A 20,656-nucleotide genomic window follows, 5' to 3' on the forward strand; every position below is an offset into this window, starting at 1 on the left:
CCACCATACCGCCAGACAAATTCCTCTGCAATGCGGCCGACAAATCGACCAATGGGCAAAAGCTTCGCTCATTAGCCGATTGTCAGCATATTACGCTGGATTATTGTGACCGTTCGCCGGCCCATACCACCATCACCTTATCGTCGCCGAGTCGACGGCTGAAGGCATAGTAGGCGGCGCGCGGCTGCGGGGTTTGCACGCCGCCACCGATCGCCGGGTGGCGAGCGCGGAACTGCCCCAACCGTTGCCAGTGGGCCAGCAGCGAGGCTTTTTCCCCCTGCAACTCAGGCCAGTTCATGTCGGAGCGGGTGCCCTGCAGCGGATCGGAACCGGTTGGGCCGAGCGGGCGGCCGCTTTCATCGCCGTAGTAAATCTGCACCGCCCCCGGCGCCAGCAACAGCAGGTTCGCCGCCCGCTGTTGGCGCACCTGCGAGCCTTTGGCGTCGCTGGCGAAGAACAGCCGGGTGTCATGTGAAGAGAGGTAGCTCAACACGTTGAAATCCTGCAGCCGCTCGGCCATCTGCCGGTAGGTGGCATCGATGTCGGCAAAGCAGCCCAGCGCCTGCGACGCCTGGTCCTGGAAATCGAAGTTGATCATCGCGTCGAAGCCGTTTTGGTAATAGTCGCTTTTCATCACCCCGTGGCCCCAGGCCTCGCCGGTCATCCAAAACGGCGCGTCATCCAGCGCCTGCTGTGGATGCTCCGCTTTCCACGCCGCCAATGCCGCCGTGGCGCGCTGCTTCAACAGCGCCAGCGTCGGTTTTTCCACGTGCTTGGCGGTGTCGACGCGAAAACCGTCGATGCCGTAATCGCGCACCCACTGGCTGAGCCAGACGGTCAGGTAATCGCGGGTGGTGGCGCCGGGCATGTCGCGAGCGGCGGTGTCGGGTTTGTGGCGATAGAACAGCGGCAGGCCGCTGGCGCCGGGCGCTTCGGTTTTGATGTCCGGCAGGAAGGCCAGCGACATCGTCAGGTCGTCATAGCCCGGCGCGTCATAGTCGCCGATGTCGGTGCGGATCCAGTTTTTCCCCCACCATGGGCGCCAGCCCGCCTTGTCGCTGAAATTGATGTAGTCGTTGAAGCTGTGCCAGTTTTGCCCTGGCCCGGGGCGCCAGTCGCTCCAGTTTTTCCCCAGGGTTTTCTCCACCTCTGCCCCCTGCAGATACAGCGAGCCGAAGTGGAACGTTTGCATATCCGCCAGCGTGGCGTAGCCGACATGGTTCACCACCACGTCGAACAGAATGCGAATGCCGCGCTGATGGGCCTGCTCGACCAGCGTGCGCAGCTCCTGTTCGGTGCCCATGTTGGCGTCGAGGCGCGTCCAGTCCAGCGCGTAATAGCCGTGATAGGCGTAATGCGGGAAATCGCCTTGGGTGCCGCCGCCGACCCAGCCGTGGATCTGCTCCAGCGGTGAGCTGATCCACAAGGCGTTGACGCCGAGCTGCTGCAGATAATCCAGCTTCTGCGTCAGGCCGGCCAGATCGCCGCCGTGAAAGGTGCCTATTTCCTGCAGGCCGTCGCTGCGGCGCCCGTAGCTGTGGTCATTGGCCGGATTGCCGTTCTCAAAGCGATCGGTCAGCACGAAGTAGGCCGTGGCGTTATGCCAACTGAACGCCGCCGGTTTCGCCGTGGCGGCGGATTCCAGCAGCAACAGGCCGCCGCTGGCGGCGGCGGGCTGCAGCGTGATTTTCCCCTGGCTCACCTGCGCCGTTTGGCCGGAATAGAAATCGCGCAGCGTTTCGCCTTCGGTGAAGGTGGAGGCGACGTCGACCGTGACCGGCTTGCCGTCCCAGCGCGGGCAGCTGCGCACGGCAACGGCAGCGCTTTCCGGCGCGCTGCTCAGGCTGAGCTGCAGCGTCGGCGTGCCGCTGCGGGTGTCGATGCGCACCTGATAATCGCCGGCGCGGAACTGCCGCCAGCTGGCCGGCGGATGGGCGCCGCAGGGCTGCAGCGACAGCGTTTGGTTAAGCTTCACCGCCTCGGCGGGCTGCCAGCAGTGGTTATCCTGATACAGCCGCAGCGGCAGTTGGCCTTTGGGCAGCGCGGCCTGGCTGGCGAACAGCCCGGCGGCAGTTTCGTCGAAGGCCGGGAAACCCGCCAACGTCCAGCCGGCCAGTGCCGAAGGCGACAGCAGTATCAACAAGGGCAGGGGTAACAGTTTCATGGCTCTCCTTACGCGTGGCAGGAAGCGTTTTTTCCGCTGGGTAGCGCCAGTGTGGCAAACGGCGGAAAAATGGCCTCCTCCCTGCGAGGGTTTTTCGGGGAGGAGGAGAAGGGCGGAGCGTTTTCGGATTGATTCGGCTTGGCTTTGCGCGCGCGCTGCGGCAGATTAAACGATGAACATCAAAGGAGGTTAGCGATGACGGACAAAAACTGGCGAGAAGAGATCGTTCGGGCAATTCAGGATGCCGAATTGCAGCACTTCGCCGAAGAACATCAGCTGCAGGCGCTGTTCGCGCCGCAGCAGGAAGAGCAACACGGCCGGTTATCCGCAGACCACCGGCCGCGCTGAGTTATTTCCGCAACAGCTGCGGATTGACGCAGTTTTCTTTCACCGTGCCGGTCAATGCCGCGATCAAGTTATCCACCGCGCAGGCGGCCATGCCGTAGCGGGTTTCATGGGTGGCGGAGCCGATGTGCGGCAACGCCACCACGTTCGGCATGCTGAGCAGCGGCGAATTGGCCGGCAGCGGCTCTTTCTCGAACACGTCCAACCCGGCGGCGTGGATCACGCCGTTTTGCAGCGCTTCGATCAACGCCTGCTCATCCACCACCGGCCCGCGGCCGGCGTTGATCAGAATGCCGCTTTTCTTCATTTTCGCCAGCTGATCGCGGCCGATCAGATGGAAAGTTTGTTCGGTCAGCGGCAACGTGATGCAAACGAAATCCGATTTGGCCAGCAGGGTATCCAGATCGCAGCGACGGGCGTTGAAGCGTTGCTCCGCCTCTTCGTGCGTGCGGCGGGCGTTGTACAGCACCGGCATGCCGAAGCCGAAGTGCGCGCGCTGCGCCAGCGCCAGGCCGATGCGCCCCATGCCGAGGATGCCGATGGTTTTGTGGTGCACGTCGACGCCGAACCAGTCCGGCCCGATGCTGCCGCGCCATTCGCCGGCCTTCACCCGCTCCGCCACTTCCACCACCCGGCGCGCGGTCGCCAGCACCAGGCTCATGATGGTGTCGGCGACGGTTTCGGTCAGCACCGTCGGGGTATGCATCAGCAGCACGTTATGGGCGTTGAGCGCCTCGACGTCGAAGTTGTCGTAGCCGACGGAAACGGTCGAGGCCGCGCGCAGTTTGGGCGCCTGCTGCAGGAAAGCTTCGTCAATTTTACCGCCGGAACCGATGATCCCTTCGGCCTGCTGCAGCGCCTGGCGCAGTTCGTCGCGGTTCTCCGGCTGCAGGCCGTTGAAGGCGTGCACGGTGAAGTGCTGTTCCAGACGTTCACGCAGATCGGCGGGCAGGCTTTTGTACAATACGATAGAAGGCTTCATCACGAACTCCAGCTGGGCCAAAGGGGGCATGGCGCCCCCCCGGTTGGGTTAACAGAGAAAAAGTATAACCGGATCAAGCCAATTGTGGCTGGATCTCGTTGCGGGCGGGCTTGACGATCAGCGTCAGCACCACCGCCACCACCAGTGCGATGGCCATAAACATGTAAGAGGCCGCCGGGCTGCCGGTGGCGCCATTCAGATAGCCGACGAACCACGAACCGAAGAACGAACCCAGCGCGCCCATGCTGTTGATCAGCGCCATGGCGCCCCCGGCGACGTTTTTCGGCAGCATTTCCGGAATGATGGCGAAGAACGGCCCATAAGGGGCGTACATCGCGGCGCCGGCGACCACCAGCAGGCCGTAGGAGATCCAGAAGTGGTTGGTGCCGACGGCGTAAGAGCCGAAGAACGCCAGCGCGCCGATCAGCAGCAGCGGCCAGACGAACAGCTTGCGGTTTTGCATTTTGTCCGACGCCCAGGAGACGACGATCATGGCGATGGTTGCCGCCAGGTAAGGCACCGCCGACAGCCAGCCGGCTTCCACCATGCCCATCTGCATGCCGCTGCGCAGGATGGAAGGCAGCCACAGCACGAAGCCGTATACGCCGATGCTCCAGGCGAAGTACTGCACGCACAACAGGATCACGTTGCGTGAGCGGAAGGCTTCGCCGTAGTTGCGCACGGCCTTGATGCCTTTCTGTTCTTCGTCCAGCTGCTGTTGCAGTGCCTGTTTCTCATTGGCGCTCAACCAGCCGGCCTGCGCCGGTTTGTCTTTCGCCAGCACCCACCAGCAGAACGCCCAGATAACCGCCGGAATGCCCTCGATGATGAACATTTCGCGCCAGCCGAAGGCGTGGATCAGGTAGCCTGACACCACAGACATCCACAGCACCGTCACCGGGTTGCCGAGGATCAGGAAGGTATTGGCGCGTGACCGCTCCGATTTGGTGAACCAGTTGCTGATGTAGATCAGCATCGCCGGCATCACCGCCGCTTCCACCACGCCGAGGATAAAGCGGATGGCGGCCAACATCGGGATATTGCTCACCACGCCGGTCAGCGAGGCGCAACCGCCCCACAGGATCAGGCACCAGAAGATCAATTTTTTGACGCTGCGGCGTTCGGCGTAGATGGCGCCGGGAATTTGGAAGAAGAAATAACCGAGGAAAAACAGCGCGCCCAGCAGCGAGGCCATGCCCTTGGTGATGCCGAGATCCTCATTGATGCCAGCGGCGGAGGCGAAGCTGAAGTTGGCGCGATCGAGATAGGCCAGGCTGTAGGTGATAAACACGATGGGCATGATGTACCACCAGCGTTTGGCCGCGACAGTCGCTTTGTTCATGTTCAGTATCCTTCAGTGGTGTTGCATCCCCTTCGCCTGGATGCCAGAAGAAGGGGCAGATGCTCTCCCGACGCGTCCCGGTGTAGGGCCAGAGGCTGACGTCATGCGGAGAAGTCGTTTTTTTATTGTTATTCGGCCAGCGCCGCGCGGGTCGGCAGGCCTTCGCTGTCGCCGATGGCCTGGATCGCCAGCGAACCGATTTTGTTGCCGCGCTGCACCGCCTGTACCAGCGTTTTGCCTTCCAGCAGGGCGCTGAGGGTGCCGACGGCAAAGCCATCACCCGCCCCCACGGTATCCACCACGTTGTCGACCTTGACTGCGGCCACCGCCGCCTTATCGCCGGCGGCGGTTTTAAACCAGGCGCCGTCCGGGCCGGTTTTGATGATCACCGCCTGCACGCCGCGTTCCAGATAGAAATCGGCGATGCCTTCCGGCGTCGATTGGCCGGTGAGGATCTGCCCCTCTTTCAGCCCCGGCAGCACCCAGTCGGCGGCGAACGCCAGCTGGTTCAGCTGCTCGATCATCACCTCGCGGCTGGGCCACAGCACCGGGCGCAGATTGGGGTCGAACGAAATGGTTTTGCCCATGGCGCGCATCTCGCGCGCCGCATGGTGGCACAGCGCCAGCGATTCGCCGGACAGCGCCGCCGCCACGCCGCTCAGGTGCAGGTGGCGCGCGGAACCGAAATACTCGCGGTTAAAATCGGCAATCGACAGGTGGCTGGCCGCCGAGCCCTTGCGGAAGTATTCCACGCTGGGATCGGTACCATCGGTGGTTTTGGATTTCACCTGAAAACCGGTCGGATAGTGGCCATCGACCGTCACCTGCCGGTAGTTGATGCCTTCTTTTTTCAGCTGCTGCAGGGCGAAGCGGCCGAACGAGTCATTGCCGACGCGGCTGACCCAGCCGACGTTCATGCCCAGACGCGCCAGGCCGATCGCCACGTTCAGTTCGGCGCCGGCGATGCGTTTGGTGAAGGTTTCCACCTCCGCCAGGTCGCCGGTTTGCGCCGCCACGAACATTGCCATGGCTTCGCCCAGCGTGACCACATCCAGGGGCGTCTGCTGCGCCGTCGTTGCCGTTAACGTTGTCATCATGGGGTTACTCCGCACGCAAAATATTGACGTAATGACGGGTGACGGCCTCCAGGTCATCGCCCTGCAACGGGAATTCGATACCGCGCGCCGCATCGTGCGGCAGGCGGGCCAGCAGATCGCGCCAGCTGCCGTCGGTATCGTCCAGCGCGACGGCGCGCCAGCCGCGCGGGCCTTGGGTGGCGGCTTTGACGTGCACGTAACCGACGTGGCGGGCCAGGCGCTCGGCGGCGGCGAAGGCGTCTTGCCCCACCCACAGCCAGTTGGCCATATCGAAGGTCATGCTGACCGGCAGGTGGCTATCTTCCGCGGCGTGGAAAAAGGCGTTCAGCATCGACAAAATGCCGCAGTCCGGCGTCTGGTCGTTCTCGACCACCAGCTTGACCGGGTGTTGCTCCAGCGCCACTTTCAGCTCGGTAAAATCGAAGCCGGGGCGGAAATGACCGAGGGACAGCTTCAGCTGGCGCGCGTTCAGCGCCTGCGCTTCCGCCAGCAGCGCCGGCAGGTTGGGGTTCAGCGTATGTTGCGGAGTGAACAGCGCCTCAGGGGCGGAGTAGACGGCGAACAGCTGCTGGCGATCGATCTCTTGCGCCAGCGCCGGCAGGCTGTCCAGCTCGCCGGCGGCGAACAGTTCGCGGCGGATCTCCACCCCGTCGGCGCCAGCGCCGGCGATGAGGGGCAACAGCGCGCGCTGGCCGCCGTGTTGTTTGACGGTATCGGTGCCGTAGGCGCCGGTGACCACGATGATTTCTGTTTTCATTTTGACTCCTGAGGCGGCATTGTCGCCGCCGCTGCTGTTACCGGTACGTTAAATGGAACCGGTTCCAGCGAAAAGCGGCAGAGTGTAAAAATATGATCGCAATCACGAAGCTGAGCAAAAAACAGACGGTGAGGGCGGGGCGGTTAACGCCCCGGAAAAGGCGGGTTAGCGGGTGGTGGAGCCGCGGACGATCAGCTCGCCGGAGAACATCTGCTCGCCGCTGGGGGCGGCCAGGCCCTGAATGCGCTGCACCAGCCGCTCCAGCGCCGCGTGCCCCATTTGGTAGGTGGGCTGTTTCAGCGTGGTGATGCCGACGCCCGCCAGTTCCGCCCACTCCAGTTCGTCAAAGCCCAGCAGGCCGATGTCGTTGCCCCACTGGATGCCGAGCCGACGCATGGCGCGCGCCACCTGCAGCGTCAGGGCGCCGTTGGCGGAGATCACCGCCTTGCGCATGCCGCGGTGGCGGCCGCTGAAATCGCTCAGCACCTGCTCCAGCTTCTGCCGATCGTTGAGCGGCGTTTCGGCCTGCTCCGCCAACAGCGCGGGGTGCTGCGCCATGGTATGCCTGAAGGCGTGCAGGCGTTCCAGGCGGGTATTGACCGTACCGAGCGGCTCGCTGAGGAACAGGATCGCTTCGAAACCTTGTTGCAGCAGGTGTTCGGTGGCGACGGTAGCGGCTTCGCGGTTGTTCAGGCCCACCACGTCGCAGGCGAAATCGGGGATTTTGCGGTCGATCAGCACCATCGGCAGCATCGACTGTTGCAGCGTGGATAACGCTTCCTCGCGCATGCCGACCGCGTTGACCACGATACCTTCCACCCGGTAACTGCTGAGCAACTGCAGGTAGTGCTGTTCCTGATTGACTTCGTTGTTGGTATTACACACCAGCAGGGTAAAGCCGTGCTGGCGGCAGGCGGCCTCGATGCCGCGCATCACGTCCACCGAGTAGGGATTGGTGATATCGGCGAGGATCAGGCCGATCAGGCGGGTCTGGCCGCCCTTCAGGCTGCGCGCCATCTGGCTTGGCCGGTAGTCGAGCTGCTGGATCGCCTGTTCGATGCGCTGTTTGAGATCGTCGGAAAGCAGGTGTTGTTCACCATTCAGATAGCGCGACACGCTGGTCTTGCCGGTTTTGGCGATGCTGGCCACATCGCTGATGGTGGCGCGTCCCGATGCGCGCGTTGCCTTGACAGTGCTCACAGCCGATCCCTCCTGCGGTTAATTGCCAAGGAGACTACCATACCCGATGTGCGGGCGGGAATGTTGAAGGGTAAGGAGAAAATCGCAGGGAGGCGGCGGGGCGCAGGTGGCGCCCCGCACGGGATTACTGCAGCGGGCTGAGCGTGATCTCGACGCGGCGGTTTTGCGCCTTGCCTTCCGCGGTGCTGTTGGAGGCGATCGGGTTGTCCGGGCCGGCGCCGGTGGTGCGGATACGGTTCGCCGCCACGCCCTGGGTGATCAGCGCGCTGGCTACGCCGTCGGCGCGCTGCTGCGACAGGTTCATGTTGAGCGAGCGGGAACCGGTGCTGTCGGTGTAGCCGACCACGTTGACCGCGGTTTTCGGATACTCTTTCAGCACCATGGCGACGCCGGTCAGGGTGTTGGCGCCCGCCGGTTTCAGCGTGGCGCTGCTGCTGTCGAAGGTCACGTTGTTCGGCATGTTCAGCACGATGTTGTCGCCCTGACGGGTGACGCTGACGCCGGTGCCTTTCATCTTGTCGCGCAGTTTGGCTTCCTGCACGTCCATGTAATAGCCTACGCCGCCGCCGAGGGCTGCACCGGCCGCTGCGCCGATCAGCGCACCCTTGCCGCGATCTTTCTTGGAAGAGGACAGCACGCCGACGCCGGCGCCCAGTGCGGCGCCGAGGCCTGCGCCGATGCCGGATTTGCCGGCTTCGGATTCACCGGTGTAAGGGTTGGTGGTACAGGCCGACAGCGCGAGCGTAAGGCTCACGGCGCCGGCAATAATTGCAATGCGTTTTTTCATGTTCTTGTCCTTAATGGCATCAGAATCTGTACGCGCCGGCCCAAAACGGGGACGCAAAAAAGTGGGTGACGCAGGGAGCCCGCATCGCCGCGCTACCTATGACGCGCGCTTTCGCCGGCAGTTCCGGAGAAAAACGTGACAAATGATGAGCGCAGGTAAGTGCTGGGGGAGTTATGCGGCAAAACGCCGGGCGGCGCCATGCAGCGGATTCCTAATTGTGCGCATCCGGGGTGCGGATGCGCCTTTTTTAAGCGTAACCGGTTGAGTTTTCGACTGCCGGCCAGTTCATGATCAGCGTATAGGCCTGGGTTTCATCATTGAACAGGCGCTGCGTTATCTGAAAGCCGTGCTTGTGGTAGAACGCGCAGGCGCGCAGGTTCTGTTGGTACACCTCCAGACTGAGTCGGCGGTAGCGCTGCTGCACGTGCGTCATCAGCGCCTGGGCGACGCCGCGGCCGTGAAACGCCCGATCGACAAACAGCGCGCCGATGAACTGCTCGTCCAGCACGCTGATAAAGCCGACGATCTCGCCTTCGTGCCAGCAGGCCCAGCTTTGCGCGCGCGGCAGGTAGTTTTCCCGCACCAGCGCGGCGCTCTCACGCCAGTATTTTTCCGCCACGAACGGATGGGCGGCGATGGTGCTGGGCAGCCACAGCGCCATCAGCCGTTCGATATCCTCCGGGCCACAGGGGCGGATCACCGTGGCTTTGGGTAACACATGCACCCCGTAAGATGATCGTTCACCAGCCCGCTGGCCTGCATGAAGGCGTAACAGATGGTGGAGCCGATAAACTTGAAGCCGCGCTTTTTCAGCGCCTTGGACATGGCGTCGGACTGCTCGGTTTTGGCCGGCACCTGGTTCAGCGCTTGCCAGCGGTTGAGCTGCGGCCGGCCGCCGACGAAGTCCCAAATGAAGGTAACGAAATTCTCTCCGGCCGCCTCCATCGCCAGATAGGCCTTGGCGTTGGTGATGATGGCTTCTATCTTGCCGCGATGGCGGATGATGCCGCTGTCCTGCAGCAGGTTTTCCACATCTTGTTCGGTCATGGCGGCAACCCGCTGCGGATCGAAACCGTGGAAAGCGCGGCGGTAGTTCTCGCGCTTTTTCAGGACGGTGATCCAGGAAAGGCCGGCTTGCTGCCCCTCGAGGCACAACATTTCAAACAGCTCGCGCGCGTCGGTGGTGGGCGCGCCCCATTCCTTGTCGTGATACTCGAGATACAACGGATCGGCCGTCACCCAACCGCAACGTTCGTCTGCCATCCTGAATGTCCTTATGCTGTGTTTATGAACAGTAATCATCGCTCGAAGCGCCGAACTTGGCAAGTCTCTGATTGTTTTGTCATCAGCCCGCTTGACGTGACGAAAAAGCCGACAATAGTTACTACATGGCCGGTGGAAAACTGACCAACGATAAAAACGACATGGCCTTCATTTGCAGGCTCTCAGGAGTCGATTCATGCCTCTAAAAATAACGTGCATGCCCCGCCCGGCGGCGCTTGCAGTGGCGTTACTTTGCAGTGTGACCCTTCCGGCTCAGGCGTACGATCAACTCTACGTCTTTGGCGACAGCCTGAGCGATACCGGCAACAACGGCCGGTTCACCTATGACGGCAGCCAGCACCTGCTGTACGACGAAGCATTGGCGCAACGCATCGGGGCGGCGCTGGTGGCTTCGGACAACGGCGGTGAGAACTACGCCGCCGGCGGCGCCGTGGCGGTGCCGGGCCTGAACCCGGCCGACAACACCCAGGAGCAGGTGCAGCGCTATCTGAACCGGGTCAATGGCCAGGCCGACGGCGACGGTTTGTATATTCATTGGATCGGCGGCAACGATCTGGCGGCGGCGGCGCTGAATGCCGCTACCGCGCCCGGCGTGGCCTATAACAGCGCCGCCGCGGCGGCCGCGCAGGTGCATTCGCTGCTGAACGCCGGCGCCGGCACGGTGATCGTGCCGACGGTGCCGAACATCGGCTCCACGCCGCAGCTGATGGAATTGATCATTCAACAGGCGCTGTCTCCGGTGCAGGGGGCGGCGATCCAGGCGGCCTATGCCACGCTTAATTCGGTGGCGACGCCGGACAACGCTTCACGCACGCAGGCGATCCACGCAGCGTTGGCCGCTGCGGCGAAGCAGGGCAGCGCCATTCCTCAGGTGCAGCAGGCGATCGCCGCGCAGCTTATCGCGGCGTATGACGGCCTGAGCGCGCAGGCCGCTCAGCTGACCGATTTCTATAATCAAAGCGAAGACCGTTTGCTGGCGCAGGGGAGCGGCAATATCGTGCGGGTGGACGTCAACAAGCTGTTCGCCGAAGCGATCGCCAATCCGGCGCAGTTCGGCTTCGCCAACACCGCCGGCATGGCTTGCCCGCCGGGCGTTTCCTCGGCGGTTTGCCGTTCCGACATGCCCGGCTTCGACGCCGGCCAGTCCTATCTGTTCTCCGACCATTTCCACCCCAGCCCACAGGCGCATCTGCTGATTGCGGATTATATCCAGGCGGTGTTGGATGGCCCGGCGCAGGTGGTGGCGCTGAATCAGGCGACGGCGGCGATGGCGCGTGACAGCCGCGCCACGCTCGACAGCCGCTTCCAGCAGCTGCGCAACGGCGACAACCCGCAGGGTTCGCTGGGCGTGTTCGGCGGTTACGCCGGCCAGCACTACGACTATGCCGATAACCGGGCGGCGGGGGACGGCAACGCTACCACCCACAACCTGACCGTCGGCGTGGACTATCAGCTGACCGACAGCTGGTTGATCGGCGCGTTGATCGCCGGTTCCAACGACGATCAGCATCCTTCCAGCCGCTTTGATTACAAGGCGCGCGGGCTGCTGCTCTCGGCTTTCAGTTCACTGGCGATATTCGAGCACGGTTGGGTCAACGCCGATCTGCACTATGCGACGATGGATTATGACGACATCCGCCGCTGCATGCGGCTGGGGCCGCTGACGCGCACCGAAACCGGTTCGACCACCGGCAGGCAGTGGGGGGCGCGCGTGACCGCCGGCTATGACTTCCCGATCGCTTCTTACCTGACCACCGGGCCGGTGGCGCAGTTCGCCTGGGATTACAGCCGCGTTTCCGGTTACAGCGAAGACGGCGATGACAGCACAGCCATGCGCTTCAACGATCAAACCTACCACTCGCAGATCGGTGCGTTGGGTTGGCGGCTGGATACGCAATTCGGCGTGTTTAACCCTTATGCGGAAGTGAGTTATCAGCATCAGTTCGGCGACGACGTCTACCGCGCCGGCGGCGGCCTGAAATCGACGCAAACCTCATTTACTCGTGACAGTGCGGGTCAGGACAAAAACTGGGTGGATGTCACGCTCGGGGCCAACATGCCGTTGACGGACAGGGTGTCGGCCTTCGCCACCGTCTCGCAAACCGGCGGCCTGAGCAGCGGCGAGCAGTTTATGTATAACGTCGGCGTCAGCGCGCGTTTTTGAATGGGGTGCCTGCAGAGCGCGTTTGCCAAAGGCGCGCTAAATGGCATTGCGTAAGCGATACGTTCTTATAAGGGAAGCTAATTAAGAGGAAGCGGACGGGAATTAATTATGAGGGCCGCCATGATGCTGACGGAAATACAAAAAAAAACTGATCCTATGAAAGGATCAGGTAGCCACTTGGCCAACACCAGGGAAAATTTTAATTATTATTGTATAACCAAAGATTAACTGTCAATGGGTTTATGTGGCTCATTGTTGGCGTATTACATATCCGCTTGTTTCTCCTCGAGTCGCTGCAGCGGCCCATCGCGCGATCTCTCCTTATTTTTCACGATATAAGAAATAATTTGGCGGTTAGTCACATTATCTGCCGGTGAGGCGAGTTTTTTAGTTGATAAAATTAACAAAAATAACATTGGCGTAACTTTGCCCTGTGGCAAATATAAGCATGTGTGCATTTCAATCTGCGTAAATAGGGTTGGTGAGAACAGGAGCTGCGGGCGAATAAGTGACGATTTAAGCAACGATTTGTCTCGTTTTTTGTTAAGTTATTCTAATGTTTTTGGCGGGCCGTATTTTCGCCCCGTTCGTCGCCGGTGAAATTAGCCGGCTAACCGGCGCCCTGTCCTGCGCGCGCCGCGCGCGAAAATCCAGCGTTTCTCGCCCCGATTCGCACTTGTTGCCGGATTCTGGCTGTATATCTTACGGTCAACGGGTATACTGGCTCATTCCATCTAAATCCACTTGTATCGCGTGCGAATTCAACATGCAAAAGTTTGATACCAAGACCTTCCAGGGCCTGATCCTGACACTGCAGGATTATTGGGCGCGCCAGGGCTGCACCATCGTTCAACCATTGGACATGGAAGTCGGCGCGGGAACCTCACACCCGATGACGTGCCTGCGCGCACTGGGGCCGGAGCCGATGGCCGCCGCCTATGTGCAGCCATCTCGCCGCCCGACCGACGGCCGCTACGGCGAAAACCCGAACCGTCTGCAGCACTACTACCAGTTCCAGGTGGTGATTAAGCCATCGCCGGACAACATTCAGGAACTCTACCTGGGCTCGTTGAAAGAGCTGGGTCTGGATCCGACCATCCACGACATTCGCTTCGTGGAAGACAACTGGGAAAACCCGACGCTCGGCGCCTGGGGCCTGGGTTGGGAAGTGTGGCTGAACGGCATGGAAGTGACGCAGTTCACTTACTTCCAGCAGGTCGGCGGCCTGGAGTGCAAGCCGGTGACCGGCGAGATCACCTACGGTCTGGAGCGTCTGGCGATGTACATCCAGGGCGTGGACAGCGTGTACGATCTGGTGTGGAGCAACGGCCCGCTGGGCGTCACCACCTACGGCGACGTGTTCCATCAGAACGAAGTGGAGCAGTCTACCTACAACTTCGAATACGCCGACGTCGACTTCCTGTTCTCCTGCTTCGAGCAGTACGAGAAAGAAGCCCAATCGCTGCTGGCGCTGGAAAAACCGCTGCCGCTGCCGGCCTACGAACGCATCCTGAAGGCGGGCCATACCTTCAACCTGCTGGACGCGCGCAAGGCGATTTCGGTGACCGAGCGCCAACGCTACATTCTGCGCATCCGCACGCTGACCAAAGCCGTTGCCGAAGCCTACTACGCTTCCCGCGAAGCGCTGGGCTTCCCGATGTGCAACAAGAAGAACGAGAACTAAGAGGCAGCCATGACTCAACAGACTTTCCTGGTGGAAATCGGCACGGAAGAGCTGCCGCCGAAGGCTCTTCGTTCCCTGGCGGAATCTTTCGCCGCCAACTTCACCGCCGAGCTGGACAACGCCGGCCTGGAACACGGTGAAGTGAGCTGGTTCGCCGCACCGCGCCGCCTGGCGCTGAAAGTGGCTAACCTGAGCGCGGCGCAGGCCGATCGCGAAATTGAAAAACGCGGCCCGGCGATCGCCCAGGCGTTCGACGCCGAAGGCAAACCGAGCAAAGCGGCCGAAGGCTGGGCGCGCGGCTGCGGCATCACCGTCGATCAGGCTGAACGCCTGGTGACCGACAAGGGCGAGTGGTTGATGTACCGCGCCCATGTCAAAGGCCAGTCGGCGCAACAACTGCTGGCCGGCATGGTCAGTACCGCGCTGGCTAAACTGCCGATCCCGAAACTGATGCGTTGGGGCGACTCCGACGTGCAGTTCGTGCGTCCGGTGCACACCGTTACGATGCTGCTGGGCGCCGATCTGATCCCGGGCACCGTGCTGGGCATCGAATCCGCGCGCACCGTGCGTGGCCACCGCTTCATGGGCGAAGCCGAGTTCACCCTCGATAACGCCGACCAATACCCGCAGATCCTGCTGGAGCGCGGCAAAGTGGTCGCCGACTACGAAGCGCGTAAAGCGCTCATCAAGCGCGACGCCGAGCTGGCGGCGCAGAAGATTGGCGGCAAGGCCGATCTGAGCGACAGCCTGCTGGAAGAAGTGGCCTCGCTGGTGGAATGGCCGGTGGTGCTGACCGCCAAATTCGAAGAGAAATTCCTGGCGGTGCCGGCGGAAGCGCTGGTGTACACCATGAAGGGCGATCAGAAGTATTTCCCGGTGTACGACGCCGCGGGCAAACTGCTGCCGAACTTTATCTTCGTGGCCAACATCGAGTCGAAGGACCCGCAGCAGATCATCTCCGGTAACGAGAAGGTGGTGCGTCCGCGCCTGGCTGACGCCGAGTTCTTCTTCAACACCGATCGCAAGAAACGTCTGGAAGACAATCTGCCGCGCCTGGAAACCGTGCTGTTCCAACAGCAGCTGGGCACCCTGCGCGACAAAACCGATCGCATTCAGGCGCTGGCGGGCTGGGTTGCCGGCCAGATCGGCGCCGACGTCAACCACGCCACCCGCGCGGGCCTGCTGTCGAAGTGCGACCTGATGACCAACATGGTGTTTGAATTCACCGACACCCAGGGCGTGATGGGCATGCACTACGCGCGCCACGACGGTGAGGCGGAAGACGTCGCCGTTGCGCTGAACGAGCAGTATCAGCCGCGCTACGCCGGCGATGCGCTGCCGCAGTCACTGGTGGCCTGTTCCCTGGCGATCGCCGACAAGATGGACACCCTGGCCGGCATTTTCGGCATCGGGCAGCATCCGAAAGGCGATAAAGACCCGTTCGCGCTGCGCCGCGCCGCGCTGGGCGTGCTGCGCATCATCGTCGAGAAAAACCTGCCACTGGATCTGCAGACCCTGACCGAAGAGGCCGTGCGCCTGTACGGCAGCAAGCTGACCAACGCCAAAGTGGTCGATGAGGTGGTGGAATTCATGCTGGGCCGCTTCCGCGCCTGGTATCAGGAAGAAGGCCACGCGGTCGATACCATTCAGGCGGTGCTGGCGCGCCGTCCGACCAAGCCGGCCGACTTTGACGCACGCGTCAAGGCGGTATCCCACTTCCGCACGCTGGACGAAGCGGCGGCGTTGGCTGCGGCCAACAAACGCGTCTCCAATATCCTGGCCAAATCTACCGAAACGCTGAACGACAGCGTGCGCGCCTCGGTGCTGAAGGACGCGGCGGAGATCCAGTTGGCGACCCACCTGGTGGTGCTGCGCGACAAGCTGCAGCCGTACTTCGCGGCGGGCAACTACCAGGAAGCGCTGGTGGAACTGGCTGCGCTGCGTGAGCCGGTGGATGCGTTCTTCGACAACGTGATGGTAATGGCGGACGATGCGGAAGTGCGCGTGAATCGTCTGACGCTGCTGAGCAAACTGCGTGAACTGTTCCTGCAGGTGGCGGATATCTCCGTACTGCAGTAAAACGGCTCTGTGCTGTGAAAAGGCGCCTGCGGGCGCCTTTTTTATTTCCGTTTCCTGGGTGCGAAGGCAAGGTCGCCTGGCGACTTGGGGGGCGACTTGGGGGGCGACTTGGGGGGCGACTTGGGGGGCGACTTGGGGGGCGACTTGGGGGGCGACTTGGGGAAATTGAAGCATCCGGTCGCCGACGGCAATGAACCTCAGTGCGTTTTGCGCACGATGTTCAACCGCCTCCGGCCGAGACAATGTTCACCGCAAACGGAATCGCGTATCGGAACGCCGCCAGTTGATCTATTCTTATAGGCGCACGGAGTGCGGAAAAAGGGGCGGAGTCCAATGAAAAAGCAGGTTTATAACAGGAGTTATGTCACATGGCGGTAGGGATCCAGAGCAGAGGTTTCGCGCGTTGGTTGGCACCGGTATTGGCATTGTTGGTGGTCATGCAATTGACCGCCTGCGGCGATAAAGAGCCGGAACAGCGCAAAGCATTCATTGATTACTTACAGAATACCGTGATGCGCAGCGGGGCGAACATCCCCACGCTGAGCGAAGACCAAAAGCAGAAGTTCGGCAACTATGCCGGCGATTACGCGATTTTGGTCGGCTTTTCACAGCAGCTGTCCAAGTCGGTCGGCGCCAGCCTGACGCCAGCGCTGGATCAGATTAACCAGATCCGCACCGCGCAGGACTATCTGAACAAACGCGATGCGCTGCAGCAATCTGTCGGGGCGTTAAACCTGCTGGGCCAGCAGATCCAGTCCGCCAAGTCGCAGGCGGATACCGCCCGCACGGCGCTGAAACAGCCCGACGATCTGAAGGCGGTGTATAACCAGGCCTATGACAAAATCGTCACCGCGCCAGCCAACGCCCTGATGCCGGCAATCCCGACCACCGCCAGCTTTGTGCAGGATCTGGTGCAGGTTGGCGATTTCCTGCAGAGCCAGGGCAATCAGGTCAGCTTCAACAACAACGGCGTGCAGTTCCGCACCGCGCAGCAGGTGGCGCAGTACAACACCATGATGTCGAATCTGGTGGCCAAACAGCAGAACCTGGTGAATGCGCAGAAAGCCATTCAAAGCGTGACGCAATAACGCGCCTACGACGATCTACAGGCCGGCATTGGCCGGCCTGTTTTATTTCCCCTCAGCGTTTCCAATAGCTTGCTGGTTTATTACGCAGGCTTCTGTACTACACTTCAATTAATCCATTCATTCGGCAATGTAGTTTTCTTTCATTCATCGCTTCGCTAGTTCCCGGCGGGATGAGTGCTCACAGGGAAGATCAAACAGAGCGTCGCGTTCGGGCGCTGCAGCTAAAAATAAATTGTGATGTTTATCACAATTTAAAAACAAAAAACCAAGTTAAAAATGTGACATTAATCACTTTATTGTCGGTTTTTGGGCGGTTTTTTTCTCACTGTGCTTTTTTTACACGCCATAAATGTGATCTTTATCACCATAAGTGAGGGGTTGTTGGGGTGTTGCGTGTGACTTGTGTCACAAAAAAATCGTGAAGTTCGCGTGACAAAAACAGCGTGATAGAGTCCGTTTCGCATACAGCGGCAACACGGCTGGATCGTCACAACAATAATCACGCGCTCTATTGTCAGCGCGTAACAATAGGGGTGTGTTTTATGTTTTCACCAGACATCAAGGTTAAAGTGCAAAACTTTGGCCGCTTCCTGAGCAACATGGTGATGCCCAACATCGGCGCCTTTATCGCCTGGGGGATTATCACCGCGCTATTCATTCCAACCGGCTGGCTGCCGAATGAAACCTTAGCCAAGCTGGTCGGCCCGATGATCACCTATCTGCTGCCGCTGCTGATCGGCTACACCGGTGGACGACTGGTGGGCGGCGAGCGCGGCGGCGTGGTCGGCGCCATCACCACCATGGGCGTCATCGTCGGCGCCGACATGCCGATGTTCCTCGGTTCGATGATCGCCGGCCCGCTGGGTGGCTGGGCTATCAAGCATTTCGACCGCTGGGTGGACGGCAAGATCAAAAGCGGCTTTGAAATGCTGGTGAACAATTTCTCCGCCGGCATCATCGGTATGCTGCTGGCAATCCTGGCTTTCCTGGGCATCGGGCCGCTGGTGGAGGTGCTCTCCAAGCTGCTGGCGGCGGGCGTGCACGTGATGGTGAAGAACAACCTGTTGCCACTGGCGTCCATCTTCGTTGAACCGGCGAAAATCCTGTTCCTGAACAACGCCATCAACCACGGCATCTTCTCGCCGCTGGGTATCCAGCAGGCCACGGAAGTCGGTAAGTCGGTATTCTTCCTGATCGAAGCCAACCCAGGCCCGGGCATGGGCGTGCTGATGGCCTACATGTTCTTCGGCCGCGGCAGCGCCAAGCAATCCGCCGGCGGTGCGGCGATCATTCACTTCCTGGGCGGCATCCACGAAATCTACTTCCCGTACGTGCTGATGAACCCGCGTCTGCTGCTGGCGGTGATCCTGGGCGGCATGACCGGCGTCTTCACCCTGACGCTGCTGAACGGTGGCCTGGTGTCTCCGGCCTCCCCTGGGTCGATTCTGGCGGTGCTGGCGATGACCCCGAAAGGCGCCTATTTCGCCAACATTGCGGCGGTGTGCGCAGCCTTTGCCGTCTCCTTCGTGGTGTCAGCTTTCCTGTTGAAAACCTCCAAGGTGAAAGAGGATGACGATCTGGAAGCCGCGACCCGTCGCATGCAAGAGATGAAATCGCAGTCCAAAGGCGGCGCGGCGGCGCCGGCATCGGTCGACGGCGATCTGAGCACCGTGCGCAAAATCATCGTCGCCTGCGATGCGGGCATGGGTTCCAGCGCCATGGGTGCCGGGGTGCTGCGCAAGAAAGTGGCCGACGCCGGGCTGAAGAACATCTCGGTGACCAACAGCGCCATCAACAGCCTGCCGGACGACGTGGATCTGGTGATCACCCACCGCGATCTGACCGAGCGCGCGATGCGCCACGCGCCGCAGGCCCAACACATCTCGCTGACCAACTTCCTCGACAGCAAGCTATACAGCGATCTGGTTGAGCGTTTGCTGGCGGTGAACACCGCTGCCGCAGCGGCCCCGCAGAGCGGCGCGAACGCGGCTGCAGAGGCCGGCGAACCGGGGCTGTTCAAGCTAAGCGAGAGCAACGTGTTCCTCAACCTGGAGGCCAGCGACAAAGAGCAGGCGATCCGCTTCGCCGGTGAGCAGCTGGTGAAGGGCGGTTACGTTGAGCCGGAATACGTGCCGGCGATGCTGGAGCGCGAAAAGCTCACGTCCACCTACCTGGGCGAGTCGATCGCTGTGCCGCACGGCACCATCGAGGCTAAAGACCGGGTGCTGCGTACCGGCGTGGTGTTCTGCCAATACCCGCAGGGCGTGCGCTTCGGCGATGAAGAGGACGAAGTGGCGCGCCTGGTGATCGGCATTGCCGCGCGCAACAACGAACATATCCAGGTGATCACCAGCCTGACCAACGCGCTGGATGACGAGAGCGTGATCGAGCGGCTGGCGAATACCACCAGTGTCCAGGAAGTGCTGGACCTGCTCGGCGGCAAAAAAGCCGGATAACAGAATCATTTTAAAGGGTGCAGCTTGCTGCACCCTTCGACATTAAGAAGGTAGAGTTATGAAAGCATTACATTTTGGCGCAGGGAATATCGGCCGCGGTTTTATCGGCAAGCTGCTGGCGGACGCCGGGGTTGAGCTGACCTTCGCCGACGTCAATCAAACGGTGCTGGATCTGCTGAACAGCCGTAAAAGCTACCAGGTGCATGTGGTGGGCGAGCAAGAGCGCGTAGAGAGCGTCAACAACGTCAGCGCCGTCAACAGCGGCAGCGAAGCCGCGGTGGCGCTGATCGCCGAGGCGGATCTGGTGACCACCGCCGTTGGCCCGCAAATTCTCGCCAAAATCGCCGGCACGATCGCCAAAGGGCTGGTGCTGCGCCATCAGCAGGGCAATGTGCAGCCGCTGAACATCATCGCCTGTGAGAACATGGTGCGCGGCACCAGCCAGCTGAAGCAGCATGTGTTTGCCGCGCTGCCGCAGGACGAGCAGGCATGGGTTGAGCAGCACGTCGGCTTCGTCGATTCGGCGGTCGACCGCATCGTGCCGCCGGCGGACAGCAGCGATCCGCTGGAAGTGACGGTGGAAACCTTCAGCGAATGGATCGTCGATCAGAAGCAGTTTAAAGGCCAGCCTCCGGCGATCGCCGGCATGGAGCTGACCGATAACCTGATGGCCTTCGTCGAGCGCAAGCTGTTCACCCTCAACACCGGCCATGCCATCACCGCCTACCTCGGCCAACGGGCCGGGCTGCAAACCATTCGCGACGCCATTCTCGACCCGGCGATCCGCCGCGTGGTGAAAGGGGCGATGGAAGAGAGCGGCGCGGTGCTGATCAAGCGTTACGGCTTCGACGCCGACAAGCACGCCGCCTACATCAACAAAATTCTCGGCCGCTTCGAAAACCCGTATCTGCACGATGACGTCGAGCGCGTGGGGCGCCAGCCGCTGCGCAAACTGAGCGCCGGCGATCGCCTGATCAAACCGCTGCTGGGCACGCTGGAATACGGCCTGCCGCATGCCAACCTGATCCAGGGCATCGCCGCCGCCATGAGTTACCGCAGCGAACAGGATCCGCAGGCGCTGGAGTTGGCGGAATTGCTGAACACGCTCGGGCCGAAAGCCGCGCTGGCGCAAATTTCCGGCCTGCCGGCGGAAAGCGAGGTTGTAGAAGAGGCCGTTGCTGTGTATAACGCCATGCACAAGTAGAATCGTGATGATGAACACCCGAG

16 protein-coding genes are annotated in these 20,656 nt (G+C 61.4%); 7 read left to right on the forward strand and 9 right to left on the reverse strand.

Annotated features, from left to right (window positions below):
• Positions 1-100: 100 nt before the first annotated feature.
• Positions 101-2,164 (reverse strand): alpha-amylase, encoded by a 2,064-nt coding sequence (locus ACJ8QF_RS22850; RefSeq protein WP_442537881.1) that lies wholly within the window; start codon positions 2,162-2,164, stop codon positions 101-103.
• 195 nt (positions 2,165-2,359) lie between these two features.
• Between ACJ8QF_RS22850 and ACJ8QF_RS22855 the strand changes: the two genes are divergently transcribed.
• Positions 2,360-2,512, forward strand: coding sequence for a hypothetical protein (locus tag ACJ8QF_RS22855; RefSeq protein ID WP_015376155.1), 153 nt, complete (start codon positions 2,360-2,362; stop codon positions 2,510-2,512).
• Between the two features lies 1 nt (position 2,513).
• On the opposite strand, the gene ghrB is transcribed toward ACJ8QF_RS22855, so the two are convergent.
• The 8 genes from ghrB to ACJ8QF_RS22895 form a co-directional block, all read right to left on the reverse strand.
• Complete coding sequence (gene ghrB / locus ACJ8QF_RS22860) at positions 2,514-3,491, reverse strand: glyoxylate/hydroxypyruvate reductase GhrB (protein WP_442537888.1); 978 nt, start codon at positions 3,489-3,491, stop codon at positions 2,514-2,516.
• Positions 3,492-3,564: 73 nt separating this feature from the next.
• Positions 3,565-4,833, reverse strand: a complete 1,269-nt coding sequence (locus ACJ8QF_RS22865; RefSeq protein WP_049187072.1) for an MFS transporter — start codon at positions 4,831-4,833, stop codon at positions 3,565-3,567.
• Positions 4,834-4,961: 128 nt separating this feature from the next.
• Positions 4,962-5,927: a sugar kinase gene (locus ACJ8QF_RS22870; RefSeq protein WP_033645233.1), complete on the reverse strand. Its 966-nt coding sequence runs from the start codon at positions 5,925-5,927 to the stop codon at positions 4,962-4,964.
• Positions 5,928-5,934: 7 nt separating this feature from the next.
• Positions 5,935-6,687: a sugar phosphate isomerase/epimerase gene (locus ACJ8QF_RS22875; RefSeq protein ID WP_265261708.1), complete on the reverse strand. Its 753-nt coding sequence runs from the start codon at positions 6,685-6,687 to the stop codon at positions 5,935-5,937.
• 165 nt (positions 6,688-6,852) lie between these two features.
• The gene (locus tag ACJ8QF_RS22880; protein WP_004933951.1) at positions 6,853-7,887 is read right to left on the reverse strand and encodes a LacI family DNA-binding transcriptional regulator; all 1,035 of its coding nucleotides are present in this window, start codon (positions 7,885-7,887) and stop codon (positions 6,853-6,855) included.
• Positions 7,888-8,011: 124 nt separating this feature from the next.
• Positions 8,012-8,674: an OmpA family lipoprotein gene (locus ACJ8QF_RS22885; RefSeq protein ID WP_004933954.1), complete on the reverse strand. Its 663-nt coding sequence runs from the start codon at positions 8,672-8,674 to the stop codon at positions 8,012-8,014.
• A gap of 247 nt (positions 8,675-8,921) precedes the next feature.
• Positions 8,922-9,374, reverse strand: a complete 453-nt coding sequence (locus tag ACJ8QF_RS22890; protein WP_015376160.1) for an N-acetyltransferase — start codon at positions 9,372-9,374, stop codon at positions 8,922-8,924.
• Positions 9,371-9,937 carry a DNA-3-methyladenine glycosylase I gene (locus tag ACJ8QF_RS22895; protein WP_004933960.1) on the reverse strand — a complete coding sequence of 189 codons (567 nt, stop codon included), beginning with the start codon at positions 9,935-9,937 and terminating at the stop codon, positions 9,371-9,373. Before ACJ8QF_RS22895 ends, ACJ8QF_RS22890 begins: the two co-directional genes overlap by 4 nt.
• A 196-nt stretch (positions 9,938-10,133) precedes the next feature.
• On the opposite strand from ACJ8QF_RS22895, the gene ACJ8QF_RS22900 reads away from it, so the two are divergent.
• The 6 genes from ACJ8QF_RS22900 to ACJ8QF_RS22925 all read left to right on the forward strand — a co-directional run bounded on the left by ACJ8QF_RS22900 (position 10,134) and on the right by ACJ8QF_RS22925 (position 20,633).
• Complete coding sequence (locus ACJ8QF_RS22900) at positions 10,134-12,122, forward strand: autotransporter outer membrane beta-barrel domain-containing protein (protein ID WP_442537882.1); 1,989 nt, start codon at positions 10,134-10,136, stop codon at positions 12,120-12,122.
• 766 nt (positions 12,123-12,888) lie between these two features.
• Entirely contained in the window at positions 12,889-13,806 is a 918-nt protein-coding gene (glyQ, locus tag ACJ8QF_RS22905) for a glycine--tRNA ligase subunit alpha (protein ID WP_004933966.1), read from the forward strand.
• Positions 13,807-13,815: 9 nt separating this feature from the next.
• Positions 13,816-15,885 (forward strand): glycine--tRNA ligase subunit beta, encoded by a 2,070-nt coding sequence (gene glyS, locus ACJ8QF_RS22910; RefSeq protein WP_004933969.1) that lies wholly within the window; start codon positions 13,816-13,818, stop codon positions 15,883-15,885.
• Positions 15,886-16,253: 368 nt separating this feature from the next.
• On the forward strand, positions 16,254-16,973 hold the full coding sequence (locus ACJ8QF_RS22915) for a DUF3053 domain-containing protein (RefSeq protein ID WP_015376162.1): 720 nt from the start codon (positions 16,254-16,256) through the stop codon (positions 16,971-16,973).
• A gap of 542 nt (positions 16,974-17,515) precedes the next feature.
• Positions 17,516-19,429 (forward strand): PTS mannitol transporter subunit IICBA, encoded by a 1,914-nt coding sequence (locus ACJ8QF_RS22920; protein WP_275095298.1) that lies wholly within the window; start codon positions 17,516-17,518, stop codon positions 19,427-19,429.
• Between the two features lie 58 nt (positions 19,430-19,487).
• On the forward strand, positions 19,488-20,633 hold the full coding sequence (locus ACJ8QF_RS22925) for a mannitol-1-phosphate 5-dehydrogenase (protein WP_275095299.1): 1,146 nt from the start codon (positions 19,488-19,490) through the stop codon (positions 20,631-20,633).
• Positions 20,634-20,656: the final 23 nt, after the last annotated feature.

Origin of the sequence: Serratia sp. CY81684, from assembly GCF_052166595.1 — a bacterium.
In the GTDB taxonomy this organism is placed as follows: Bacteria; Pseudomonadota; Gammaproteobacteria; order Enterobacterales; family Enterobacteriaceae; genus Serratia; species Serratia nematodiphila.